Source organism: Mesorhizobium sp. M1252 (assembly GCF_040318265.1).
Lineage (GTDB): Bacteria > Pseudomonadota > Alphaproteobacteria > Rhizobiales > Rhizobiaceae > Mesorhizobium.
Genome location: NZ_JAMYLX010000012.1, coordinates 106,446 through 131,506 on the forward strand (window position 1 = coordinate 106,446; position 25,061 = coordinate 131,506).

At 62.4% G+C, this 25,061-nt stretch carries 23 protein-coding genes; 16 read left to right on the forward strand and 7 right to left on the reverse strand.

All coding sequences use genetic code 11. The features are described from left to right. Positions 1 to 17: 17 nt before the first annotated feature. On the reverse strand, positions 18 to 1,265 hold the full coding sequence (locus NKH22_RS23035) for a cytochrome P450 (RefSeq protein WP_352911094.1): 1,248 nt from the start codon (positions 1,263 to 1,265) through the stop codon (positions 18 to 20). A gap of 107 nt (positions 1,266 to 1,372) precedes the next feature. Then, entirely contained in the window at positions 1,373 to 1,963 is a 591-nt protein-coding gene (locus NKH22_RS23040) for a hypothetical protein (protein ID WP_023689466.1), read from the reverse strand. A 310-nt stretch (positions 1,964 to 2,273) separates the two neighbouring features. On the opposite strand from NKH22_RS23040, the gene clpP reads away from it, so the two are divergent. The 4 genes from clpP to NKH22_RS23060 all read left to right on the forward strand — a co-directional run bounded on the left by clpP (position 2,274) and on the right by NKH22_RS23060 (position 7,627). After that, entirely contained in the window at positions 2,274 to 2,903 is a 630-nt protein-coding gene (clpP, locus tag NKH22_RS23045) for an ATP-dependent Clp endopeptidase proteolytic subunit ClpP (protein ID WP_023682306.1), read from the forward strand. 295 nt (positions 2,904 to 3,198) lie between these two features. After that, entirely contained in the window at positions 3,199 to 4,473 is a 1,275-nt protein-coding gene (gene clpX / locus NKH22_RS23050; protein ID WP_023682305.1) for an ATP-dependent Clp protease ATP-binding subunit ClpX, read from the forward strand. A gap of 273 nt (positions 4,474 to 4,746) precedes the next feature. After that, positions 4,747 to 7,158 carry an endopeptidase La gene (lon, locus tag NKH22_RS23055; protein WP_023682304.1) on the forward strand — a complete coding sequence of 804 codons (2,412 nt, stop codon included), beginning with the start codon at positions 4,747 to 4,749 and terminating at the stop codon, positions 7,156 to 7,158. Between the two features lie 196 nt (positions 7,159 to 7,354). Next, positions 7,355 to 7,627 (forward strand): HU family DNA-binding protein, encoded by a 273-nt coding sequence (locus tag NKH22_RS23060; RefSeq protein WP_023669423.1) that lies wholly within the window; start codon positions 7,355 to 7,357, stop codon positions 7,625 to 7,627. 91 nt (positions 7,628 to 7,718) lie between these two features. Here the strand turns inward: NKH22_RS23060 and NKH22_RS23065 are convergent, their stop codons facing one another. Next, entirely contained in the window at positions 7,719 to 8,741 is a 1,023-nt protein-coding gene (locus tag NKH22_RS23065) for an aldo/keto reductase (protein ID WP_023669424.1), read from the reverse strand. Positions 8,742 to 8,924: 183 nt separating this feature from the next. On the opposite strand from NKH22_RS23065, the gene NKH22_RS23070 reads away from it, so the two are divergent. After that, positions 8,925 to 9,491 carry an SIS domain-containing protein gene (locus tag NKH22_RS23070; protein WP_023821099.1) on the forward strand — a complete coding sequence of 189 codons (567 nt, stop codon included), beginning with the start codon at positions 8,925 to 8,927 and terminating at the stop codon, positions 9,489 to 9,491. A gap of 3 nt (positions 9,492 to 9,494) precedes the next feature. Then, positions 9,495 to 10,238 carry a creatininase family protein gene (locus tag NKH22_RS23075; RefSeq protein WP_023821098.1) on the forward strand — a complete coding sequence of 248 codons (744 nt, stop codon included), beginning with the start codon at positions 9,495 to 9,497 and terminating at the stop codon, positions 10,236 to 10,238. 233 nt (positions 10,239 to 10,471) lie between these two features. On the opposite strand, the gene NKH22_RS23080 is transcribed toward NKH22_RS23075, so the two are convergent. The 3 genes from NKH22_RS23080 to NKH22_RS23090 form a co-directional block, all read right to left on the reverse strand. Further along, positions 10,472 to 11,389: a carbohydrate ABC transporter permease gene (locus NKH22_RS23080; protein ID WP_023739336.1), complete on the reverse strand. Its 918-nt coding sequence runs from the start codon at positions 11,387 to 11,389 to the stop codon at positions 10,472 to 10,474. A 9-nt stretch (positions 11,390 to 11,398) separates the two neighbouring features. After that, positions 11,399 to 12,514, reverse strand: a complete 1,116-nt coding sequence (locus NKH22_RS23085) for a carbohydrate ABC transporter permease (protein WP_352625287.1) — start codon at positions 12,512 to 12,514, stop codon at positions 11,399 to 11,401. Positions 12,515 to 12,612: 98 nt separating this feature from the next. Further along, positions 12,613 to 14,277, reverse strand: a complete 1,665-nt coding sequence (locus NKH22_RS23090; protein ID WP_023739337.1) for an ABC transporter substrate-binding protein — start codon at positions 14,275 to 14,277, stop codon at positions 12,613 to 12,615. Between the two features lie 273 nt (positions 14,278 to 14,550). On the opposite strand from NKH22_RS23090, the gene NKH22_RS23095 reads away from it, so the two are divergent. The 5 genes from NKH22_RS23095 to NKH22_RS23115 all read left to right on the forward strand — a co-directional run bounded on the left by NKH22_RS23095 (position 14,551) and on the right by NKH22_RS23115 (position 18,887). Continuing rightward, positions 14,551 to 15,606, forward strand: coding sequence for an ABC transporter ATP-binding protein (locus NKH22_RS23095; protein ID WP_023689461.1), 1,056 nt, complete (start codon positions 14,551 to 14,553; stop codon positions 15,604 to 15,606). Positions 15,607 to 15,647: 41 nt separating this feature from the next. Then, entirely contained in the window at positions 15,648 to 16,100 is a 453-nt protein-coding gene (locus NKH22_RS23100; RefSeq protein WP_023693301.1) for an RbsD/FucU family protein, read from the forward strand. A 4-nt stretch (positions 16,101 to 16,104) separates the two neighbouring features. Beyond that, positions 16,105 to 17,034 carry a ribokinase gene (gene rbsK / locus NKH22_RS23105; protein ID WP_023821096.1) on the forward strand — a complete coding sequence of 310 codons (930 nt, stop codon included), beginning with the start codon at positions 16,105 to 16,107 and terminating at the stop codon, positions 17,032 to 17,034. 110 nt (positions 17,035 to 17,144) lie between these two features. Further along, complete coding sequence (locus NKH22_RS23110) at positions 17,145 to 18,122, forward strand: alpha/beta fold hydrolase (protein WP_352911098.1); 978 nt, start codon at positions 17,145 to 17,147, stop codon at positions 18,120 to 18,122. Positions 18,123 to 18,251: 129 nt separating this feature from the next. Next, complete coding sequence (locus tag NKH22_RS23115) at positions 18,252 to 18,887, forward strand: SGNH/GDSL hydrolase family protein (RefSeq protein WP_023669434.1); 636 nt, start codon at positions 18,252 to 18,254, stop codon at positions 18,885 to 18,887. Positions 18,888 to 18,947: 60 nt separating this feature from the next. Here NKH22_RS23115 and NKH22_RS23120 read toward each other — a convergent pair whose 3' ends face one another. Then, positions 18,948 to 19,961 carry an NADP-dependent oxidoreductase gene (locus NKH22_RS23120; protein WP_023669435.1) on the reverse strand — a complete coding sequence of 338 codons (1,014 nt, stop codon included), beginning with the start codon at positions 19,959 to 19,961 and terminating at the stop codon, positions 18,948 to 18,950. Positions 19,962 to 20,053: 92 nt separating this feature from the next. Between NKH22_RS23120 and NKH22_RS23125 the strand changes: the two genes are divergently transcribed. From NKH22_RS23125 to NKH22_RS23145, 5 genes are all read left to right on the forward strand, one after another. Beyond that, positions 20,054 to 20,986: a LysR family transcriptional regulator gene (locus NKH22_RS23125; RefSeq protein WP_023730894.1), complete on the forward strand. Its 933-nt coding sequence runs from the start codon at positions 20,054 to 20,056 to the stop codon at positions 20,984 to 20,986. Positions 20,987 to 21,181: 195 nt separating this feature from the next. Continuing rightward, the gene (locus tag NKH22_RS23130) at positions 21,182 to 21,586 is read left to right on the forward strand and encodes an MAPEG family protein (protein WP_023682292.1); all 405 of its coding nucleotides are present in this window, start codon (positions 21,182 to 21,184) and stop codon (positions 21,584 to 21,586) included. Between the two features lie 646 nt (positions 21,587 to 22,232). Then, positions 22,233 to 23,138: an SMP-30/gluconolactonase/LRE family protein gene (locus tag NKH22_RS23135; protein WP_023693321.1), complete on the forward strand. Its 906-nt coding sequence runs from the start codon at positions 22,233 to 22,235 to the stop codon at positions 23,136 to 23,138. 68 nt (positions 23,139 to 23,206) lie between these two features. Beyond that, on the forward strand, positions 23,207 to 24,379 hold the full coding sequence (locus NKH22_RS23140; protein WP_352911103.1) for an alpha-hydroxy acid oxidase: 1,173 nt from the start codon (positions 23,207 to 23,209) through the stop codon (positions 24,377 to 24,379). Beyond that, positions 24,372 to 25,061 carry an RraA family protein gene (locus NKH22_RS23145; protein WP_023743581.1) on the forward strand — a complete coding sequence of 230 codons (690 nt, stop codon included), beginning with the start codon at positions 24,372 to 24,374 and terminating at the stop codon, positions 25,059 to 25,061. The genes NKH22_RS23140 and NKH22_RS23145 overlap by 8 nt, the downstream gene beginning before the upstream one ends.

The following is a 25,061-nucleotide window of genomic DNA, read 5'->3' on the forward strand; positions in this document are numbered from 1 at the left end:
CGTCGGCTCCGCCGTCCTCACAAGCTCACAGTGAGCTTTTCCAGCCCATGGAAATGATAGGTGTCGCGGAAGCGCGGCTGCTCCGCAAGATGGAGTTGCGGCTGCCGCTCGAACAGGGTTTTCAGCGACACCTGCAACTCCAGCCGCGCCAGCGGCGCACCGATGCAGAAATGGATACCGGCGCCGAACGAGACATTCTTCTGGTCTGGTCGGCCGGGCCGGAAGGCGCCAGGTTCGGCAAAGGCAAGCGGATCATGATTGGCCATGCCGAGCAGCAGGCCGACCGTCTCGCCCGGTTGTACGACAACCCCCGATGTCACCTCGACCTCCTGATAGGCGTAGCGGGTGAACATGTGCAGCGGCGCGTCGAAGCGCAGGCACTCCTCGACCGTTGCAGCGGTTGCTTCCGGCGAGGTGAAGAAACGGCCGGGGTCGCCGCCTTGCGCCAGCAACGTGCGCACGGCGTTGCCGGTTTGATGGACGGTCGCCTCGTGGCCTGCATTGAGCAACAGGATGGCAGACGAGACCAACTCGTCTTCCGACAGCTTCTGGCCATCCTCTTGTGCCGCGATCAGCAGCGATAGCAGGTCGTCGCCAGGCTTCTTCCGCCGCTCGGTGACATAGCCGCGCAAAAAGTCGGAAAAATCGTGCGCGGCGCGATTGGCCGCTTCCTCGGTCTCGCGCGTCCGGCCATGCATGTACATGGCCACCATCCGGTGCGACCAGTCGAGCAGTTGCGGCCCCATTTCGACCGGCACACCGAGCATTTCGGCAATGATGGTGATCGGCAAAGGTGCGGCGAAGCTGGGCAATAGATCGACCTGGCGCGGTTCGAAACGGTCGATCAGCTCATTGGCCAGCGCCTCCACGCGCGGCCGCAGCCGCTCGACCTGGCGCGAGACGAAGGCGCGGTTGACCAGGGTTCTGAGCCTGGTGTGCACCGGCGGCTCCAGCTCCAGCATCGAATTGCTCTCGATGCCGTCGAAAGCGGCCAAATGCGAGCGATCCTCGCCGATGCCGCGGCTGTCGGGAATGCCGGCCGGGTTCTGGCGACCGAAGCGGCGGTCGCGCAACAGCCGGTTGACGTCGTCGAAGCCGCCAAAGCACCAAAAGCCGAATTCCTCCCAGAAGAAGGCATTCGATGCGCCATGCAGGACGGCATAGGCGTCGTAGGGGTTCTGGAAAAACGCCGGTTCGTGCGGATCGAGCCGCAGGCGGCGCGTGGCTGGATCAAAGGCGAGGTAGGGCGGCATGGATGTGGTCATGCCAGACCATTACCGCGGCTTGCCGGCTTGGTGCCAGACCGGATGTTGGCACCCGACGGCCCTATGGATTGAGCCAACCGAGGCGGACCTCGGCGAAGTACCGAAGTCTAATCCTCGCAATGCCTGGCAATATGCACGCGGCGCCAGCTGGTCGAGCCTTCCTGCACCACCACCCGGCGCGCCATCCTCTGGTATGACGGCGCTATCTGGGTGACGTGCCGCCGCTCGGGCCGCACCAGCACTTCATGGGCGACGCTCTCATATTCGGCCGGCAGCACAACCCGGCGGGTGCGCTCCGGTTCAACCACCACTGTTTCGGCCACACGCGCGTAGCGGGCCTTGCGCCACACCTTGCACAGCACCTTGCGGCCGTGGATGACGCGCCATTCCCAGGCATAGCCGCCATCGTCGACCTGGACCGTGCGGTAAACGGTGCGGGTTCTCGCCGGTACGATGTCATAGGTGACTCGGGGCGGCGCGATCTGCTCGACGCGCTCCATGGTGCCATAGATCGGCGGATCATAGTCGACCAACTGCCCGCCGGGACTGACCATGACGTCTTCATAGACGGTGTCATAGAGCGCCGGCCTGTGCACCGGCTCATAGCATTCGGCGGCCCGGCCGCCGGCAACCGCATCGGACACCATGCCGAGACCGGCAAGGCCGGAGATGGCGAGGCAAGCAGTTTTCCTGATCATGGCACTCCCCCTGTTTGAACCCGAAACGTGAGGTTCAATGTTGAATTGTAGGGGAAGGTTCTCCGGGGGAAAGCGGTTTCGCCGCATTTCGTTAAGCGACGCGGTTAAGGAATTGCTACACCGCAAAAACGCCGCTGGCCGCGTTCGGACTTTCCCTTGCGCGGAAACCTTGATTCGACTTAACCAGATGGCTAGGAGGAGGCGGCCTTGCGCTAGGGTGAGCCGGCATCCTATTTACATTCTAACCATCAAGAACCGATTCTGCCCGATGTTCCGGCGCCGGAATCCCCATCTCCAAAAAGGGTAGTCCATGAAGAACCCCGTCGAAACCTACATGAACCTCGTTCCGATGGTGGTCGAGCAGACCAATCGCGGCGAGCGGGCCTACGACATTTTCTCGCGCCTGCTGAAAGAGCGCATCATTTTCATCACCGGCCCGGTCGAAGACGGTATGGCGACGCTGGTTTGTGCACAGCTTTTGTTCCTCGAGGCCGAGAACCCGAAGAAAGAGATCAATCTCTACATCAACTCGCCGGGCGGCGTGGTGACCTCGGGCATGGCGATCTACGACACCATGCAGTTCATCAAGCCGGCGGTGTCGACGCTGTGCATCGGCCAGGCGGCGTCGATGGGCTCGCTGCTTCTGACCGCCGGCCACAAGGACATGCGTTTTGCCACGCCGAACGCCCGTATCATGGTTCACCAGCCTTCCGGCGGTTTCCAGGGCCAGGCCTCCGACATCGAGCGGCACGCGCAGGACATCATCAAGCTGAAGCGCCGCCTCAACGAGGTCTACGTCAAACACACCGGCAAGAGCTACGAAGACATTGAAAAGACGCTTGACCGCGACCATTTCATGACAGCCGACGAAGCCAAGGATTTCGGCCTCATCGACAAGGTCATTTCGTCGCGCGAGCCGGTCGAAGGCGCTGCGGCATAATCGCTGCATGGCAGTTGGGTGGCGGGATAACGCGCTTTTGCTGGGATTTGCGGCATTTCGGCCACAATTGGCTGTTCCCTCGGTGGATGGGATTGCCTACGTTAAGGCTATGTTGATTTTCGACGGCTTAGCTTTGTGCAGGGTTGGCGCGAATCATTGCGACGTTTTCTGATTTGTGTTTCGTACGGAATGCGTTGCGGGAGCCGGGACACTGGCGGCGGCGAATTCCCGCGATAGATAGAATATGCGCCCTTTCAGCCAGACCATCGGCGGGCGGCCATGAAAGGACAGGAAAATGAGCAAAGTCGGCAACAACAGCGGTGATTCGAAGAACACGCTTTATTGCTCGTTTTGCGGCAAAAGCCAGCACGAGGTGCGCAAGCTGATCGCCGGCCCAACGGTGTTCATCTGCGACGAGTGCGTCGAGCTATGCATGGACATCATCCGCGAGGAGAACAAGACCTCGATGGTGAAGTCGCGCGAGGGCGTGCCGACCCCGCAGGAGATCCTGAAGGTTCTTGACGACTATGTCATCGGCCAGCCCTACGCCAAGCGCGTGCTGTCGGTGGCGGTCCACAACCACTACAAGCGCCTCGCGCATGCCGGCAAGAACAACGACGTCGAATTGGCGAAGTCCAACATCCTGCTGATCGGCCCGACCGGCTGCGGCAAGACGCTGCTTGCCCAGACGCTGGCCCGCATCATCGACGTGCCCTTCACCATGGCCGACGCGACGACGCTGACCGAAGCCGGTTACGTCGGCGAGGACGTCGAAAACATCATCCTGAAGCTGCTGCAGTCGGCCGACTACAATGTCGAGCGCGCCCAGCGCGGCATCGTCTACATCGATGAAATCGACAAGATCTCGCGCAAGTCCGACAACCCATCGATCACCCGCGACGTGTCGGGCGAGGGCGTGCAGCAGGCGCTTCTGAAGATCATGGAAGGCACCGTTGCCTCCGTGCCGCCGCAGGGCGGCCGCAAGCATCCGCAGCAGGAGTTCCTGCAGGTCGACACCGCCAACATCCTGTTCATCTGCGGCGGCGCCTTCGCCGGGCTGGACAAGATCATCTCGGATCGCGGCAGGAAGACTTCCATCGGCTTCGGCGCCATCGTCGCTTCGCCCGAGGATCGCCGCACCGGTGACGTGTTCCGCCTGGTCGAGCCCGAGGATCTCTTGAAGTTCGGCCTCATCCCCGAGTTTGTCGGCCGTCTGCCGGTCCTGGCGACGCTGGAAGACCTCGACGAGCCGGCTCTGATCCAGATCCTGACCGAGCCGAAAAACGCGCTGGTCAAGCAGTATCAGCGGCTGTTCGAGATGGAAAGTGTCGACCTGACCTTTCATGAGAATGCGCTGTCGGCGATCGCCAAGCGCGCCATCGAGCGCAAGACCGGCGCCCGTGGCCTCCGCTCGATCATGGAAGCGATCCTGCTCGACACCATGTTCGAACTGCCCGCCCTGGAAGGCGTGCGCGAAGTGGTGATTTCGGAAGAAGTGGTGACCGGCAGCGCCCGGCCGCTCTACATCTATTCCGAGCAGAAGGAAAAGAAGGGCAACGTCAGCGCCTGATCTGGCATCTGGCCTAACCTTTTTATGGAACGGCGCCCGCGGGGCGCCGTTTTGCTGTGGTGAGGTACCGATCCTTGTGACGGAGTGGATGAACGAACGTGTCGACCCTTGATCTTTGCCCCTCGTGCATCCAACTAACATCGGAAGGCCGTGGTGCCGAATTCTGTGCTGTAAAACTCCCGTCACAAACGGTGGTAGGCGGAACGATCCTCGGTCGTTAATATGAGATTCGCGGTTGGCTCGATTAGCGGCCGCGACATGAAAGGTTGGACAATGGCCAAAATATCCAAGGCTCCCAGCGACGGCGTCTTCGCAGTCCTCCCACTGCGCGACATCGTGGTGTTCCCGCACATGATCGTTCCGCTCTTTGTCGGGCGTGAAAAGTCGATCAAGGCGCTGGAAGAGGTTATGGGTCAGGAAAAGCAGATCCTGCTTGCCACCCAGATGAATGCCGCCGATGACGATCCCGAGCCCGATGCGATCTTCGACATCGGCACGCTCGCCAATGTGCTGCAATTGCTGAAGCTGCCCGACGGCACCGTCAAGGTGCTGGTCGAAGGCGCGTCGCGTGCCAAGATCGTCTCGTTCACCGACCGTCCGGACTTCCACGAAGCTACCGCCACGGCGCTGGTCGAGCCGGAGGAGGAAGAGGTCGAGGTCGAGGCGCTCGCCCGTTCGGTCGTCACCGACTTCGAAAACTACGTCAAGCTGAACAAGAAGATCTCGCCTGAAGTGGTGGGCGCCGCCAGCCAGATCGACGACTATTCCAAGCTCGCCGATACGGTTGCTTCGCACCTCGCCATCAAGATCCCCGAGAAGCAGGAGATGCTGGCCACGCTGTCCGTCAAGGAACGGCTGGAAAAGGCGATGGGCTTCATGGAAGCCGAAATCTCCGTCCTGCAGGTGGAGAAGCGCATCCGCTCGCGCGTCAAGCGCCAGATGGAGAAGACGCAGCGCGAATATTACCTCAACGAGCAGATGAAGGCGATCCAGAAGGAGCTCGGCGAAGGCGAGGACGGCCGCGACGAGGCCGCCGAGATCGAGGCGCGCATCAAGAAGACCAAGCTCTCCAAGGAGGCCCGCGAAAAGGCGGAAGCCGAGTTGAAGAAGCTGCGGACGATGTCGCCGATGTCGGCGGAATCGACCGTCGTGCGCAACTACCTCGACTGGATCCTGTCGATCCCGTGGGGCAAGAACTCCAAGGTCAAGCAGGACCTGGCGTTTGCGCAGAACGTGCTCGACACCGATCATTTCGGCCTCGACAAGGTCAAGGACCGCATCGTCGAGTATCTCGCCGTGCAAAGCCGCCAGAAGAAGCTGAAGGGGCCGATCCTGTGCCTCGTCGGCCCTCCCGGCGTCGGCAAGACCTCGCTCGGCAAGTCGATCGCCAAGGCGACCGGCCGCGAGTTCATCCGCATGGCGCTTGGCGGCGTGCGTGACGAGGCCGAGATCCGTGGCCACCGCCGCACCTATATCGGCTCGATGCCCGGCAAGGTCATCCAGTCGATGAAGAAGGCCAAGAAGTCCAACCCGCTCTTCCTGCTCGACGAGATCGACAAGATGGGCCAGGACTTCCGTGGCGATCCGTCATCGGCTTTGCTCGAGGTGCTCGATCCCGAGCAGAACTCGACGTTCATGGACCATTACCTCGAGGTCGAATACGACCTATCGAGCGTGATGTTCGTGACGACGGCGAACACACTGAACATCCCTGCGCCCCTGATGGACCGCATGGAGATCATCCGTATCGCCGGCTACACCGAGGACGAGAAGATCGAGATCGCCAAGCGTCACCTGATGCCCAAGGTGATCCGCGATCATGCCCTGCAGCCGAAGGAATTCTCCGTCGGCGAGGACGCGATCCGCGGCATCATCCAGACCTACACCCGTGAAGCGGGCGTCAGAAGCCTGGAGCGCGAGCTGATGAAGCTCGGGCGCAAGGCGGTGACCGAGATCCTGAAGACGAAGAAGAAGACGGTGAGCATCACGGCGGCGAACCTCGCCGATTACCTCGGTGTTCCGCGCTTCCGCTTCGGCCAGGTCGAGGCTGACGATCAGGTCGGTGTCGTCACCGGTCTTGCCTGGACGGAAGTCGGCGGCGAGCTGCTGACGGTCGAAGGCGTCATGATGCCCGGCAAGGGCCGCATGACGGTGACCGGCAATCTGCGCGACGTGATGAAGGAATCGATCTCGGCGGCGGCCTCTTATGTCCGCTCGCGGGCCATCGATTTCGGCATCGAGCCGCCGCTGTTCGACAAGCGTGACATCCACGTCCACTTGCCCGAAGGCGCCACGCCGAAGGACGGTCCGTCTGCAGGTGCTGCCATGGCGACAGCCATCGTGTCTGTCATGACTGGTATTCCGGTCCGGGCCGATGTGGCGATGACTGGCGAGATAACGCTTCGCGGCCGCATCTTGCCGATCGGCGGCCTCAAGGAGAAGCTGCTCGCCGCATTGCGCGGCGGCATCAAGAAGGTGCTGATCCCGGAAGACAACGCCAAGGATCTGGCGGAGATACCGGACAATGTGAAGAACGGTATGGAGATCATTCCGGTCTCACGTGTCGGCGAGGTTCTAAGGCACGCGTTGGTGCGCATGCCGGAGCCGATCGAGTGGGTCGAGCCGGTCAATCCGCCGGCTTCCACCGATACCGTTGACGATGCTGGAAAGTCGCTTGCACATTAGAAACTACTAAAGTTGCAGTGCACAAAGAGAGAGCCGGGCCTTGAGCCCGGCTTTTTCATGTGAAAAACCCACCTTTTCCGGGCTTTTTTCAACTTATTTCCGGCTTTTTGACTTGGGTTTGCGAGCGCTTCTTTCTAAAGTCCCTCTCCTGCCGGATGAGTCGAAAGTTCCGGTTTTCTCATGGAAGGGAATTTTTATGAACAAGAACGAACTGGTTTCCGCTGTCGCTGAATCCGCGAGCATTTCGAAGGGTGACGCACAGTCGGCGGTTGAGGCGGTGTTCTCCGTCATCACTGGCGAACTGAAGAAGGGCGGCGATGTACGGCTCGTCGGCTTCGGAAATTTCACCGTCTCCAAGCGTGCGGCATCGACTGGCCGCAACCCGCAGACTGGCGCGGAAGTGAAGATTCCGGCGCGTACCGTGCCGAAGTTCTCGGCCGGCAAAGGCCTCAAGGACGCGGTCAACTAAAAATTTTTTCAGAGAATGTTGGAAAGCCGGGTTCGCCCGGCTTTTCTTTTGCCTCGATCGCGGCAAGCCGTCAGCCCGCTGAGGCGAGCCTTCAGCCCACCGGCGCATCCGCGCGCATCAGGCCTTCCTGCTTGAGGTCCGCCCACAGCGCCGCGGGCAGCTTGGCATCGAGCAGGGCGCGGTTGCTTTCGACTTCGCTCGGCCGCTGGCCGCCGGGGATGACCGACACCACGGAGGGGTGCAGCAGCGGAAACTGCAGCGCCGCCTCGATCAGCCTGACGCCATGGCGCTGGCAGACGGCCTCGATGCGCCCGACGCGATCCATGATGTCCCTTGGCGCCTCGGAGTAATTGTAATAGGCGCCTGGCTTCGGCCCGGTCGCCAGGATGCCGGAATTGTAAGGACCGCCGAGAACGATGCCGATGCCGCGTTGCTCGCAGAGCGGCAGGAAGGTGGCAAGCGCTTCCTGTTCCAGCAGCGTGTAGCGCCCGGCCAGCAGGAACAGGTCGAAGTCGCCACGCTCCGCCAGCGTCTGGCAAACCTCCCATTCGTTGATGCCGCCGCCGAAGGCCTTGATCACGCCCTGGTCGCGCAGCGCAACCAGTCCGTTGTAGCCCGAGGCCATGAATTCCTCGATGCGCTGGTCTGACGCCTCCTTGCTGCCATGGGTGAAGATGTCGAGGTCATGGACGAAAAGGATGTCGATGCGGTCGACGCCAAGCCGTTCCAGCGACGCCTCGAACGAGCGCATGACGCCGTCATAGCTGTAGTCGTAGACCTCCTTGCGCGTCGGTGTGTCGAAGAACTTGCCGATGCCGGTTCGTTCCTCCGGCGGGCAGGCGCGCAACAGGCGACCGACCTTGCTCGACAGCACATAATCGTCGCGCTTCCTGCCGCGCAGGAAGGCATTGAGCCGTGTTTCGGCAAGGCCCAGGCCATAGAGCGGCGCGGTGTCGTAGTAACGGCAGCCGGTCGCCCACGCCGCCTCCAGCGTCGCGTTGGCATCCGCGTCGGGGACGGCGCGGTAAAGGTTGCCGAGCGGCGCGCTGCCGAAGCCAAGCTCGGTGAAGTCGAGGCCGCCATTGCCGATGCGGTCGAAATGCCGTGTCTTCATGTCGTGCTGATTTCCTGGATTGATTGTCTGACATGACACTATCACGCCGCTGGCTCAGCAAAAGCCGCCATGGCCGTTGGACAGGCATTTTCCCGATGATAGCATGAACAAAAACAAGCCTTTTCCGAAAGCGCGCAACCGGAAATCACCGGCCACAAACCCGGCCCGACAGATGGGACTCTCATGGCGAATGCCGGCTCGGATATGTTTTCGACCGCCCTGCAAGAGCTGGGCGCCGTACTGGCGCGCGTCGACGAAGCCGGCATCGACATCGCCTGCGAAACCCTGGCCCGCGCGCAAAAGATCGGCGTCTATGGCTGCGGCCGCGAAGCGTTGCAGCTCAAGGGTTTCGCCATGCGCCTCTATCACCTTGGGCTTGAGGTGTCGGTGGTCGGCGACATGAACACGCCACCGCTTGGCGCAGCCGATGTCTTCCTGGTCAGTTCCGGCCCGGGCGAGACGACGACGGTGCTCACCTTGATGCAAGTCGCCCGCCAGGCCGGCGCCACCGTGCTTTTGCTCACCGCCGAGGCAGGCAGCAGTGCGGTCGCGCTTGCCGACTTCACCTTGCTGATCCCGGCGCAGACCATGGCGCGTGACCAAGGGCCGCAAAAGACATCGCTGCTGCCGATGGGCTCGGTCTTCGAAGGGGCGCTGTTCCTGCTGTTCGAGGTCATGGTGCTGAAGCTCAAGGCGCTGACCGGCCAGTCGTCCGAGGCCATGCGCGCCCGCCACACCAACATGGAATAGATCATGCGCTACGAACTGATGCTGCCGCACCAGATCCGCAAGGCGATCGCCGAGAACTGGCCGGTCGCTCTCCCGCTCGGCGTGCTCGAATATCACGGCGAGCACATGGCCGTCGGCATGGACACGCTGGCCGTCGTCAAGACGCTGGAGCTCTACGAGAAGGAGGCCGACGTCGTCATCCTGCCGGCTTTCTACTACGGTGCGGCGAGCTATGTGGTGGCAGCACCCGAAGGCAACGGCTCGGTGCAGGTCGGCGGCAACCAGCTGGCGCCGTTCGCCGAAGAATTGTTCTACAGCCTGCTGCGCATCGGCTTTCGTAACATCAACGCCATCATCCACCACCAGACCGAGAACTTTGCCGCCGGCATGCCGACCGATCTCGCCTTCAAGGCCGCCGGCCGCCAGGCGATCTTCCGCTTCCTCGAGAAGCAGCGCGGCGAGGGCTGGTGGGGCTCAGACGAGATGGCCGATTATTATTCCGGGCACGCCGCCGGCGAGAATTTCTTCAACTGGGTGCAGGTGCACCCGCTAATGTCGGCTGCCATGAACGGGAAGTATCCGTTCGATCACGCCGGTGTTGGCGAGACATCATTGATGCTGGCACTGTGTCCGGAAGCGGTCGATGCCGGGCGTTTTGGCGAGAATACCGCGTGGTATACGGCCAGTGCGCCGGAGGCCTCGGCGGAGCTGGGGCGAAAGGGTGTGGCGATGATCATGGATCACCTGAGGGCGATATTGGGGCGCTAGCAGACAAAGTCGCTCTGTAGCGATCCTTCACACCCCCCTCTGTCCTGCCGGACATCTCCCCCGCAAGGGGGGAGATCAGATGTCATTTCCGCTTTCGCCAATCACCTACGTCGCAAGAAAAGCGATGCAGCCAAAGCTGCCGATCTCCCTCCTTGCGGGGGGAGATGGCCGGCAGGCCAGAGGGGGGTGCTGTCCCGCCGAGGTCAACAGTAGAGGGGCACGCCGCCTCTCGCCTACTTCACCGCCCCCGCCGTCATGCCCATGATCAGATAGCGTTCAAGCGCAATCCCGATGACCGCCAGCGGTGCGATCGCGGCGGTGGCAAGCGCCGCCATCGACCACCAGTTGATGCCTTGCGAGCCGGTCTGGCTCGCCACCATCACCGGAATGGTCTTGGCGTCGGTCGACGTCAGGAGTGCCGCAAAAAAGTACTCGTTCCAGCACAGCACCATCGCCAGGATGAAGGCGGCGACCATGCCCGGCAGCGCAATCGGCATGACGATGCGGAAAAAGGCGCCCCAGATCGACAGGCCGTCGACCAGCGCTGCCTCCTCCAGTTCGACAGGGATCGAATTGAACTGGTCGCGCATGATCCAGATGACGATCGGCAGCACCATGAGCGTGTAGAGCAGGATCAGGCCGATGCGTGTGTCGAGCAGGCCGACCTCGCGGTAGAGCACCAGGAAGGGCAGGGCGAGCACCACCGGCGGCAGGATCAGCTGCGACAGGAAGAAGAAGGAGATGTCCTCGTTCTTGAACCAGGCGAACTGATAGCGGTACCGGGTCAGCCCATAGGCGGCGAGGCTGCCGATGACGATGGCGAGGCTCGATGCGCCGACCGAGGTGATGACCGAATTCATGAAGCGCTTGAAAAACTCCTCCCGCACCGTCGAGGTCTGGAAGATCGAATCCGGCGACAGGCCGAGCGAGCGCCAGCCCTTCCAGTCCGGTTGGAAGTCGACGAACGGGATGAGGTGTCCTTGCGTGACGTCGACCGCAGTCTTGAACGAGGTGGTGATCGTCCAGTAGATCGGGAACAGGCAGATGAAGGCCCAGAACGCCAGCGCGCCATAGATGAAGATGCGATTGGCCAGAAAACCTAGCGGTGAGCGGATTTCCGAGGCAGTATAGTCGGTGGTCTGGACGCTCATTGTGCCTCGTCAGTTCACGTTGCGCACGAAGCGATTGGCCAATTTCAACAGCCAGGTCACGAACACGACGATGATGACGAGATAGGCCATCGCCAGCATGGTGCCGTAGCCGACATTCGAGCGGTCGCGGTATTCGCGGTAGATGAAGCTCGACACCGAATCCGTGGCGCCGCCAGGCCCGCCGGAGGTCACGGTGATGATGATGTCGGCAAGCTTCAGCTTGAAGATGATGCGCAGGATCACCGCCGTCACCGACACCGGCAGCATCAGCGGGAAGGTGACCTGCCAAAAAGTCTGCCATGGCGTGGCGCCGTCGACGCGCGCTGCCTCCAGCACGTCGCGCGACATCGCCTGCAGGCCGGCAAGCAGCATGATCATCATGAACGGGATGAAGGTCCAGGCGTCGAGCACCATGATCGAGATGCGGGCGGTGATCGGGTTGGAGAAGAAGGCGGGGTTCTCCCAGCCGAGATGGCGCGCCAGCGTCGCCGCCGGCCCGAAACGGTATTCCATCAGCGATTTGCCGATCATCCAGGATACCGCGACCGGCGACAGCATCAGCGGCATCAGGAAGACGACTCGGAAGAATTTGCGCGCCCGGATCTGCGCGTTGAGCAGCAGCGCCAGGCCGAAGGCGATGACATATTCGACCAGCACGGCGAGCACATAAAGCACCATGTTGAACAGCGCGTTGCGGTAGTAGGGATCGGCCAGCATCTGCCAGAAATTGTCGAGCCCGTTGAACTTGCGGCCGGAAAAGGACGACAGGTTCCAGTCGGTCAGCGCGATATAGAAGCCGAACAGCGTCGGGAAGATCACCATGGCGATGGTGAACAGCAGCGCCGGCAGCAGGAACAGCGCGCGCTGGCCGTCCTCGCCGCGCGTCAGCACCTGGCCGATGCCGAGCGCCACGCCCCACAGAACATAGGCGTAGACGATCGGACGCCAGGTCTCGAAGCCGAGCGTGGTGATCTCGTTCTTGTAGAGGATCTCAAACGCGATCACCGCCAGCAGGCCAAGCGTGGCGGCCGCCATCAGGGCAAAACCCGCCCGCTTGCGGGCCGGCGAGATCAGATCGGCTGGGCCGGCGTTGGCCGGCCATGCATTGGTGGTCTGGTCTGCCACGCGTCCCCGTCCGTTTAAAAAATCAAGCCTGCGACCGGCCCGAGCCGGTCAGGTCCGGCGGCTTGCACCGCCGGACCTGTTGTCACGATAGGATCAGCCTACACGCCGAGCGAGGCCTTGTAGAGCTTGATCTGGTTTTCGCGGCCGATCTGGTCGGTCAGCTTCTCCCAGGCCGCGGCAATGGCGTCGGCGCCTTCCTGCGCCTTCATCTTGCCGGCGAATGTGTTGGCCAGAATGTCCTCGGCAGCCGAATAATACTGGAAGATGCCGGGGATGCGCGGCTCGATCGCCGCGTTCGGATGGTTGTAGCTGTCGGCTTCCGACTTCAGATACGAGGTGATGAACGCCTCGTCGTAGCCTGCCGCCACCCATTCGGGAATGTCGAAATGCGAGTTGCGGTAGGGCTGGAAGCCGGACGGATACATCGCCGTCCAGATCGACAGGTCCTTGCCGCCGAGATGAGCGGCGGCCGACCATGCCGCTTTTTTCTTCTTTTCGTCCGTATCGACGCGGGCCATGACGTAGACGCCCCAGCCGAGATAGGCGCAGTTCGGCGCATAGTTCGGGCCGCTGGCGAGTTTGTCCCAAGCGCCGGTCTTGGCATTGTAGACGTCGTCGGACCCCGGCAGGATCGAGAAGCCGGTGACGTCGCCGATGACCGAGCTATCGTTGGTCTTGACGTTGGAGCCGACGTCGCCCCACCAGGTGACCATCGAACCGGTGCCGGCCAGGAACTGCTGGAAGGCTGTCGTGTTCGGGTCGGCGTTGATCTGGTCGGCGGGCTCCGACGGCAGCGCGTCGATGACGTCCTGGATGGCGCGCACCCAGGCCGGATTGTTGATGCGCGGCTTCATCGTGTCGGCATCGAACAGCCAGGCCTTGTCGTCGGGATGCTTGGCATAGGCGGTGGCGCGGCTGCCGAGGAAGTAGAAGCCGAAACCGCCCCATGCCTTGGGCGCATCGAGATAGCCGAAGACGTCCTGGCCCTTGAACTGCTTGCCCTTGAGGAATTTTGTGACGGCCTGGACTTCCTGCCAGGTCTTCGGCACGCCCCATTCGGTGGTCGCGCCGCCGTCCTTCCACGCCTTGGCGAGGTCGGCATCGGCAAACACGTCGGTACGGTAATTGAAGTTATGCGCATCGCCGTCCACGGTGATCCGGTACTGCTTGCCGTCCCAGGTGCCGACCGGCGGCTGCAGATAGGCCACGACATCCTTCATGTCGATCTGCTCTTTGACCCAGTCGGGCATCTCGGACGTCAGGCCCTTGCCGCAGACATCGCCTTCGAAGGGCGCGCCCATCTCGATGATGTCGAAGTCGACGGTGCCGGTGGCGATCGACTGCTGCAGGCGGGCATTGTAGTCGGCCTGCGCCAGGTCGATCCAGCTGATCTTGGCGCCGGTATAGGCCTCCCACGGCTTCAGGAAACCGCGGAACAGCACATTGTGCAGGTTCTGGTTGTTGAGGCCCATGAAGGTGAGCTCGACGCCGGCGAATTCGCCTTCCTTGACGTTGGCCTTGGTGGCTTCCAGGCAGAGTTCGCCGACCTTCTGGAAATCGGCATCCGTCGGCTGACCCTTGCCGACGCCGGGGATCTGCAGAATTTTGGAGCGTAGCTCGCTGGCGGCTTCAGCCGGGCGGGTGAAAGCGCCGAGCCCAGCGCCCGATGCGGCGGCGATCGCGGCCATCGAGGCCGCGCCTTTGAGTATGTCACGCCGGGTGGCACCCGCGCGGACGAGTTTTTCGTACAGACCGACTCTCATCTATTCCTCCCAGAACAACAGTCGTGAATTAAAATGCCAATCCCTCCGACGCCGAAACGTCGGCGGTTCTCCTTTATCATACGGGGACGTGGGACCCCACCCTGCGTCGCCTGGAGCTCCGATTTTCGGATAAAAATCCGACTGCCGGATTGGCAACAGCCAATATTTGCGTAATCGATTACCTTGTCAACACGAATGGCTTTTTATCGATAACATACCGACTTGCCCTTGCCGTTGGCAATGGCTAGCTTCACCGCGAGAAAAGGGGGGACGATGGCTCAAGTCGCGATCAGCAATGTGGCCAAGGCGTTCGGAACCGTCAAGGTCCTGCACGAGGTCAGCGTCGACATCGCCGATGGCCAGTTCGTGGTGCTGGTCGGCCCGTCGGGCTGCGGCAAGTCCACGCTGCTCAGGATGGTGGCCGGGCTGGAGACCGTCTCCGGCGGCACGATCGCCATTGGCGAGCGCATCGTCAACAATCTGCCGCCGGCCAAGCGCGACATCGCCATGGTGTTCCAGAACTACGCGCTCTATCCGCACAAGACGGTGGAGCAGAACATGGCGTTTGCGCTGAAGCTGCGCAAGACCGATCCAGCCGTGGTCGCCGAGCGGGTCAAGCGCGCCGCCGACATTCTCGACCTCAATCCGTACCTGAAACGTTATCCGCGCCAGCTATCCGGCGGCCAGCGCCAGCGCGTCGCCATGGGCCGCGCCATCGTGCGCAATCCGCAAGTCTTCCTGTTCGACGAGCCGCTCTCCAATCTCGACGCCAAGCTGCGCGTGCAAATGCGCACCGAGATCAAGGAACTGCACCAGCGGCTGAAGACCACCACCATCTACGTCACCCACGACCAGATCGAGGCCATGACCATGGCCGACAAGATCGTCGTCATGCGCGATGGCCGTATCGAGCAGGTCGGCGCGCCATTGGAATTGTTCGACCGGCCGGCCAATCTGTTTGTCGCCGGCTTCATCGGCTCGCCGTCGATGAACCTGCTCAAAGGCGTGGTGCGCAAGGGCGACAAGGTCGAGATAGCAGGCACGCTGTTCCCGGTCGCGGCCGGCAGCGCCGCCAAGGAGGGCCAGGCCGTGGTCTATGGCGTGCGGCCCGAGCATCTCGAAATCCATCCCGACGGCGTGCCGGCAAAGATCTCGGTGGTCGAACCCACGGGTTCCGAAACGCTGGTCTTCGTGCGCTTCGGCGACAGCGGCGAGATGGTGGCGCTGTTTCGCGAGCGCCACGACTTCAAGCCCGGCGACACGCTCAATCTCAAGCCGCGCCTCGACCAGGTCCATCTCTTCGACGCCGAGACCGGCAACCGGCTCTGATTTCCAATCGACTTTGACCAAACTGTTTGACGAGGACTGCCATGCTCAAAGGGATCAACCCATTGCTCAATGCCGATGTGCTCCAAGCGCTCAGGGCAATGGGACACGGCGACGATCTGATCATCGCCGACACCAATTTCCCCGCCGATTCGGTGGCAAAGCAGACCGTGCTCGGCAAGCTGCTGCGCATCGATGCGCCGGCGGCCGATGTCGCCAAGGCGGTGCTGTCGCTCTATCCGCTCGACACTTTCGTCGACGACGCGGCCGCGCGCATGGAGATTGTCGGCAAGCCGGACGAGATTCCGCCGGTGCAAAAAGAGGTGCAAAAGGAGATCGACAAGGCCGAGGGCAAGGCCTGGCCGATGATCTCGGTCGAGCGCTATGCCTTCTACGAGCGCGCCAAGAAAGCCTATTGCGTCATCCAGACCGGGGAGCGCCGCTTCTATGGCTGCTTCGCCTTTCGCAAGGGCGTCGTGCCGCCGGACGCCGAGTAGGGCCATGGCGTCGGGCAAGCCTGTAGTCATTCTGGGCGTTTTCGTCGCCGACACCGCTTACCGGGCCGATCGACAGCCGCGCATGGGTGAAACCATTCTTGGTAATTCCTTCAAGCTGGGACCTGGCGGCAAGGGCTCGAACCAGGCGGTGGCGGCAGGCAAGCTCGGCGCGGACGTCACCTTCCTGACCCGGCTTGGCGTCGATGCTTTCGCCGACATGGCCAAGGCGACCTGGGCAGAGGCGAGCGTCAAATCCGCCGTCATCGACACGCCGCAAAGCTATACCGGCGCGGCCTATATCTTCATCGAGGAGACAACCGGCAACAACGCCATTATCGTCAGCCCGGGTGCAGCGATGCTGATCTCGCCTGAAGACATCGAGGCCAATGCCGGCCTGATCCGTGGAGCCGGCGTCTTCGTCACCCAGCTCGAACAGCCGATCGACGCGGCACTGCGCGCACTCGAGATCGCGCGCGGGGCAGGGGTGACCACCATTCTCAATCCGGCGCCAGCGGCCAAGCTGCCGGACCGCAGCTACACGCTGTGCGACTATGTGACCCCCAACGAAACCGAGGCCGAGGAACTGACCGGCATCAAGGTTTCTTCGATCGACGACGCTCGCCGCGCCGCCGACAGCCTGCTCAAAAAAGGCGTCGGCTCGGTCATCATCACGCTCGGCGAAAAAGGCGCGCTGCTGCACACGGCCGCTCGGTCCGACCATGTCCCGGTGGTCAATGCCGGCCCGGTGGTCGAAACCACCGGTGCGGGCGATGCCTTCAATGGCGGCCTGGCCGCCGCACTCGCCAAAGGCGTGGAGCCGCTGCAAGCCGTCCGCTTCGCCTGCGCCGTCGCCGGCATTTCGGTGACAAGGCCGGGTACGGCGCCATCCATGCCGACGCTGCATGAGGTTGAGGCGCTGCTGGCCGAGGGGTGAGGTCGTTGCGGGAGAGATCGAGTTCAGATCCGACCGGATCTGAATTGCCTCATGCAAGACCATGATTCTAGACGATTATGTCACATTTCTCCTGAGGAGAAATGGCGCGAGTGACGGGGCTCGAACCCGCGACCTCCGGCGTGACAGGCCGGCGAAAACGCCTGATTCATCAACGAATGGTTTCAATTCCTCACGCTCTCGAATTTGCGGGAAAAAGCGCGAAATTGAAACTTGCTTATCAGAACTCCTCGTCAACTCCGCGAGATATTAACTCTGATCGACGCCTCCGCTGCTGCCAGCCTAGCGGCTGGACCGGCACAGACTGCTCCCGGCGACTTCTGGATCGGCTGGAAACGGCAGATCGATGCGCTCGCTTCCGCCGGATTCCGGGTCATCGTCCCCGACCAGAGGGCGACCAGAGGGGCTACAACACCAGTGACAAGCCGAAAGCCATCCGTGAATACACGCTCCCCAAGCTCGTCGGCGATGTCGTTGCCATCGCCGACGCGCTCGGCATCGGAAGGTTTCACCTCGTCGGTCATGACTGGGGCGGTATCGTCGCCTGGGCGGCAGGCGCAAAGCTGCCGCACCGTCTGGAAAGGCTCGTCATCCTGAACGCGCCCCATCCCGAGGTGCTGCTTGCCCATTCCTTGCGATCTCCGACCCAGTTCCTGCGGAGCAGCTATGCGGCCTTCTTCCAGTTCCCCTTGCTGCCGGAGGCTGTTCTGGGAGCAGGGCACTCGGCTCTGCTGGCACGGGCGCTCATCAAATCCAGCCGAACAGATGCCTTCACGGCGGAGGAAATCGCAGAGTATCGGCAGGCCTGGGAACGGCCGGGGGCGCTGACCGGCATGCTCAACTGGTATCGGGCGCTGCGCTTCCGCCCAAGCCTGAGGCAGCGGATCAGGACACCGACCCTTGTACTGTGGGGGATGCAGGACCAAGCTCTGGAATATGGCCTGGCCGAGCGCAGTCTGGCCTTTTGCAACGATCGGGACCTGCAGACGTTCGAGAAGGCAACGCATTGGGTACAGCGCGAAGAGGCCAGCGCGGTGAATGCCGCGCTTCTGGCGTTCCTGGACGGCTGAGATGCCGTTCCGTTCTGCAGGTGGCCTGACTCGCCGTGATCTCCTGACCGTGCTCGCTGCCGCGGTCACAACCCACCACCTTACCTCCTCTGCTGATGCAGCATTGCAGAGGCCTCAACGGAGCATCCGATGCCACACGTCGTCCTTCTCGGGGATTCGATCTTTGACAACGCTGCCTATGTCGCGCACGGGCCCGACGTAGTGCGGCAGCTGCGGGAGCGCTTGCCGGAGGGGTGGCGTGCAACGCTAAACGCCGTCGACGGCGCCGTCACAAGCGGCGTCGAGCGGCAGCTTGAACGGCTCCCCCAGGATGCTAGCCATCTTGTCGTCAGCGTCGGTGGCAATGATGCTCTTCGTCATGCAGGGATTCTGGAGCAGGGGGCCTGTTCGGTGGCCGAGGTTCTGGACAGGATCAGCGATATCCGGGAGGAATTCGAGCACGACTACTGTACGATGCTCGAGGGGGCGCTGGGCCAAAACCTACCCACCGCTGTCTGCACGATCTACGAGGCGCGCTTTCCCGACCCACAGCGTCGTAGACTTGCCGCAACTGCCCTGACGGTCCTCAACGACGTCATCACCCGGGCGGCGTTCTCGCGCGGTTTGCCGCTCGTCGACCTGCGCTTGGTATCGAATGAGGACGCGGACTTCGCCAATCCTATCGAACCGTCAGTGCAAGGCGGCGCGAAGATCGCGGCAGCCATCGCGGCACTTGTAGTCGAGCACGATTTAGCCGGACGTCGGTCGGTGGTCTTCGTCGGCTGAACGGCGTAATCCCGCCCGACCGTCTGCACTCCCGATGGTCGGGCGACTGAAAGCAACAATTCAGACGGCCAGCACGATCTTGCCTTGAATACTGCCGTCGGCGGCGCGCTCATGTGCGCGCGACGCCTCGGCCAGAGGGAATGTGCTGTCGATGACGATACGCACAAGGCCGTCGTCGAGCAGGCGGGCGGCTTTTGCCAACTGCGCGCCATTGGATCGGACCTGTGCGGATGAGACCGTGATCCCCAGCCTCTCTGTCTCTTCGTGACCAGCGAAGCCCAGCGGGTTGACCAGGAACAGCGCGCCGCCCGGCTTCAGAACCTGGAAGAAGCGCTCCATGTCCGCGCCGCCCACCGCGTCGAGGACAAGGTCGACGTCTCGGACGACATCTTCCGCCCCGGTCGTCTTGTAGTCGATGAACTGATCCACGCCGAGACCGCGCATCAGCGCCTCGTTCTTCGCCGATGCCACGGCGATGACGCGAGCGCCCCGCCATTTCGCCAACTGGACGGCCAGATGCCCGACACCGCCTCCGGCACCATTGATGAGCACCGTCTTGCCGTCGAGGGGCACCGGCTCATGCGGTAAGGGCTGGAACGGATTCGGCTCGTCGTGGCCAAGTTCGATCAAGAACTGCCATGCCGTCAGAAGCGACATCGGCGCACCAGCCGCATGAATATGGTCGATGCCGGCTGGTTTCAACGCAACATGCGATGCCGGCACACTGACATAATGCGCGTAGGCATTGCTACCCGTCATCAAGTTATCGGGGAAGCGAACCATTGCGTAGACCTCGTCCCCGATGCTGAACTCAGCGACGTCAGCGCCAACCGCTTCAATGACGCCCGACACGTCCGTGCCGAGAATCAGTGGGAAGGACGCGTTGGGTCGCCATTCTGGCGGCAGTGCGCGATAGCCATCCCGCAGATACCAGTCGGGCGGATTAAGCCCGGCCGCCTGGACACGGACAAGCACCTCGCCGGGCTTCACACCCGGCCTAGGCGCGTCTTCGTACACCAGCATCTCGGGACCACCGAATGCGTGCAGACGGACTGCCTTCATCTTATCGCTCATTGGTGAAATCTCCAATCATCCATGTCATTGGAGCGAATCTAGCGGCATGACCGCCGGTTGATAATCGGTGCCGATGGCGGTTAAGTAATGCCATGGCGGAACATATCACTTTGGATCGGCTCACTGGCATCATCGCCTTCGCGCGTGCGGGATCGCTGGGCAGCTACACGGCAGCGGCGCGCGCGCTGTCGATTTCCCCGTCGGCGGTCAGCAAGAGCGTCCAGCGGCTCGAGCGGCATTTAGGAGTGTCGCTGTTTACCCGTACAACGCGCTCGCTCACCTTCACGCCCGAAGGGCGCGACCTGCATGAGCGCGCGCTGCGTCTGCTACGCGAGGCGGAGGAAATAGAGCAGGCGGCAATGACCGCGCGCTCCGAACCATCGGGCACGTTGCGCGTGGCCGCGTCGCTGCCGATCGGACTGCATCTGATCGCTCCGGCTTTACCGGCTTTCCGTCGGCTCCATCCGAACCTGATCGTCGATCTCAGGCTGGGTGACCAGATGGTGGACATGATCGAGGAAGGGATCGATGTCGCCATACGCATCGGTGATCTGGCTGACACCCGGCTACTATCACGCAAGCTCGCACCCCATCGGCTTTGCTGCTTCGCCTCGCCAGCCTATCTCGAGGAACGCGGCACACCGACCCATCCCGATCACCTGGAAGGGCACGACACCGTCAACCTTCGATATCAGAGCACAGGCCAGGCCTTTCGCTGGCCCTTCCGGATTGGCGACCGTGAAATCGAGATCGTGCCCAATTCCGGTGTGGTCGCCGATGCCAGCGATGCCGTGCTCATCATGCTGGCAGCCGGCGGTGGGATAGGCATAGGCGCCTCCTTCATGGCGGCTCCCTATGTGAAGCGCGGCGAACTGGTCCCAGTGCTGTCCACGTTCGCGGTCGAGCGAAACAATGTCACCGTGCTCTGGCCGGCAAGCCGACGCGCCAACCCCGCCGTGCGCGCCTTTCTGATCATGCTCGACGCCGCTTTCACTCTGCGAATGGCAGCTTCAAGCATCGACTGATCTGGCGCGGAAGGGTCGCTAAAGGGCGAAAGCGGTCAATCACTGCTAATTGGCTGAACGGCAGCTATTCCGGGCACAACGTCCAAAAGCTGCTATTCCGTTTCGGCCCCACTACAGGCCGCCCCTCCTCGTCGAATAGCATTAGACTAGTTGATCGGCTACAACGACCTAGAGTGCTAGCAACGGGGAGGGCACATGTCGGCGAGTGCTTACGCATTGACTGGCTTCATCTCGTGGGCGCTGGCCCTGCTGATCGTGATGGAAGTTATCCGGAGCTACCTGGTGATCTCTGGGCAAGTCCCGGCAAACGGCTTTACGCCAGATAACGGAGCCCTCTCCCCGTTTATGCGGAGGTTAGCCCGTGCCCACGCCAACTGCATTGAAGGGCTTCCAATCTTCGGAGGTCTGCTCGGAGTCGCGATCATCATTTCAAAGACAGATGTCACGGATCCCTTGGCCTCCACGATGTTAGGCGCACGTATAGTGCAGTCGGTGATCCACCTCGTCTCAACCAGCCAACTCGCGGTCAGTCTCAGGTTCACCGCGTTCGCTGTGCAAATGGTGATTGGTGCGTATTGGTGCTGGTTGCTGTTGATCTGAAGAGTGGCGGAGCCCCGACGCAAAAGTGGGCCACCTCGATTCCGGGAGCCTTGGCAAACCCACTCCGGATCGTGACCCGAAAGACTGTCCCTTTTGACAGGCGAGCGAACCGCAAAACTGGCAGTGGCAAAACCGCCGTTGAGGCATGATATTGCTGTTGGATTTTGGGGCTACTCCCCAGCTTCGGAGAAGGATCGGCGTTCAGAGAGCAATTTGCACGCCTGGGCGCTGCGGCGCTCCCCAGCTTTTGGCCACACGCACGCCCTGCAAACGCTCGGCTCAAGAGCGCCTGGCAGCGGAGCAGAGAATTGTTGGACTTTGTGAGTGTTAGAGGGAGAGGAACTGAGATTCAACCTTCTCCACCTGCACTTGTTCCTGGCACGCTGGCCTCAGCAGCACCTAATCCTGCCACCCAACCTGGAGGAGCAAGCCAGTGCTACCGAGCTATGTAGACACCGATCGGCTCGCGCTGTAGCCATAGGCCTCCGCCCGTCGGGGTTCACCGGCGCCGGGGTGGGGGGGCGGCCTAGGGGGGCCCAGCAACGCGCACGTCAGCCAAGCTATCTTTGAGTCGCCGGGTCCGGAGACCGCCAGGCTGGATTATACCCGACAAATCTTGTTAGGCTGCCGTTCTGGGGGTCGCACGATGAACGAGGTTGAAAAGCTGGCCGTCGAGGTTGTCGCGACCGGCCTTGGCTGGCCCGAGGGCCCGACGGTGCTGCCCGATGGCCGAATTGTCATCGTCGAAAGCTATCGCAGCCAGCTGACGGCCATAGATCGCGACGGAAGTGCTCGCCAGTTCGCGTATGTTGCCGGAGCGCCCAACGCCTGCGTTCTCGGATCGGATGACCTGCTCTATGTCTGCCAGAACGGCGGCACGACCGGACCTTGGCGGGCTGCGGACATGACGACGCCATCGATCCAGCGGGTTGCCGAAGGCGGAAAGCCGGAAATCCTGCTGAGCGAAGTCGCGGGCATTCGGCTCAATGGGCCAAACGATCTTGTATTTGCTGCTGACGGCCGGCTCATCTTCAGCGATCCCGGCACATACAACCCGGGGAATCCGGACCCAAGCTACATTTTTGCCGTCAACCCCGATGGCAGTGCTTACCTTGCTCTCGGTTTCGACAAGCCGACCTTCCCCAATGGTGTGGCGATCGAAGCCGACGGCTCGATCATTTGGGGGGAGTCCTATACGGGGCGCGTCAAGCGGCAGCGTCCGGATGGTTCCGTCGAAGACCTGGGCCGCCTGCCTGGGGCCAATCCGATCCCGGACGGGCTGAAGGTCGGAGCCGATGGCCGCCTTTATGTCACGGATATTGCCGCCAACGGCATTCACGTTCTGAAGCCCAACGGCACAGCGGAGGGTTTCTTCGTCTGCGGCAAGGCAACGACCAACTGCGTCTTCTCGGGCGAGATGCTTTGGGTGACAAATGCCGGCGTGCTGGCGACCGGCAGCGATCCCTCCTTTGAGGGAACACTCTCCTGCGTGCGTGTTCCGGGAGGCGGTGGACCGACGCATCATGGTCGCATCGGCGGAAAGCAACCGTGAGTAGCTCCTCGTCCGCCTCAAACACAGGCGATGACCGCGGTGCCGGCGGTGCGGCATCGTCTGCTTCGATGGCGGCGTTCAAGTGCCTGTACAGCGTGGCCGCGGTCCGCGTCGCCGCGCGGCGGACTTTGCCACGCCCGGTGTTCGACTTCGCCGATGGCGGTGCCGAGGATGAGCGAACGCTGCGCCGGAACGAGCAAGCTTTTAACGAGGTTGCCATTCTGCCGCGACCACTCAACGGTGCAACGACGCGAGACCTTTCCCTTGACCTCTTCGGCGCGAAACTTGCCATCCCGCTGGGCATCGCGCCAACCGGCCTGGCTGGGCTGTTCTGGCCCGACGGCGAGCGCGCAGCCGCCCGAGCCGCAGCGGCCGCAGGGACATTCTACTGCGCCAGCCACGGATCGGTCTGCACGCTGGAGGATATAGCAGCCACCGGAAGTAGCCCACGGTGGATGCAGGTGTTCGTCTATACCGATCGCGGCTTCACCCGAGAAATGGTGGATCGGGCGCGTGCCTCAAGCTACGACGCGCTGGTGCTCACCATTGATAACCAGATGCTTGGCAACCGTGAACGCGACATCCGCAACGGTTTTGCCATCCCGCCGCGCTTCGGTGTGGCCGGAACCCTCGCGGCCGCCACCAAGGCGGCGTGGCTTCTTCGTATGCGCACCCGACTCCCGAAACTGACTTTCGGCAACTACGCGCGCCCCGGAGATACGGCGACGGTCGGTGCATTGGCGGGCCGAATGGCCGCAATGCTCGATCCCGGACTCTCCTGGGCCGATGTCGACTGGCTGCGCACTGTCTGGTCCGGACCGTTGTTGCTGAAAGGCGTCCTGCATCCCAGCGAAGCCGCCGAGGCTGTAGCCCGAGGAATCGACGGCATCATCGTATCCAATCATGGGGGACGTCAGCTTGACGGCGCCGCCGCATCCCTGGACGCGTTGACGGCGGTTGTCGCGGCTGTCGCCGGCCGCGTACCAGTGCTTATCGACGGCGGCATCAGGCGAGGCTCTGACGTCGTCAAGGCCCTGGCGCTCGGCGCCTCGTGCTGTCTGATCGGGCGGCCGCAGTTGTGGGGGCTCGCGGTCGCCGGCGAGGAGGGGGTACGCCACGTGCTCGAACTCTACCGCAAGGAGATCGACCGCGTCATGGGACTGATGGGCGCGCGGAGCCTGCGCGACCTCGGGCCGGACTGTATTTCGTTCGTTCAGGGAATGGGGCCGCTACATGATTGAAGACCCACCACTGCTCACCATCAAGCGCCGTTTCGAACGGCCCGCAGCAGAAATCATCAGTGCTTTTGCGGACGTGCCGGTTAGCCAGGTCGTAGACGCGATGGGGGGACGCGGCGCCTTGCATTATGCGATCAAGCCACTGTCGCCAGCTACTGCGACGATGGTCGGCGTCGCCGTGACCTGTCACTGCGGTCCCGCCGACAACCTCGCCCTGTTTGGAGCACTGGATGCCGCAGCAAGTGGCGATGTCATCGTCGCGGCCACCGACAGCTTTGCCGGTACCGCGGTAACTGGCGATCTCGTGCTCGGCATGGCGCGCAACAAGGGGGTCGCCGGCTTCATCACTGACGGCCTGGTGCGCGACGTTGTCGGGATCGAGGCGGTCGGGTTGCCGGTTTACTGTGCCGGGGTCATTGCGAATTCGCCTGCGCGAAATGGTCCAGGCACGGTCGGATTCCCGGTGGTGCTGGGAGGAGTGACTATCTCGCCGGGAGACATACTGGTCGGCGACCGCGACGGTGTCGCCGTGGTGCCTCGCCTGGAGGCTGAGACTGTGCTGGCCCGACTCTCCGCCATCAGGGCGGCTGAGAAAACTCTTGATGGCCTGGTGCGGCAAGGTCTCGAGATGCCCGACTTCGCCAAGGTCGTCCTCAAATCGAACAGGGCGCGCTTCGTTGACTGA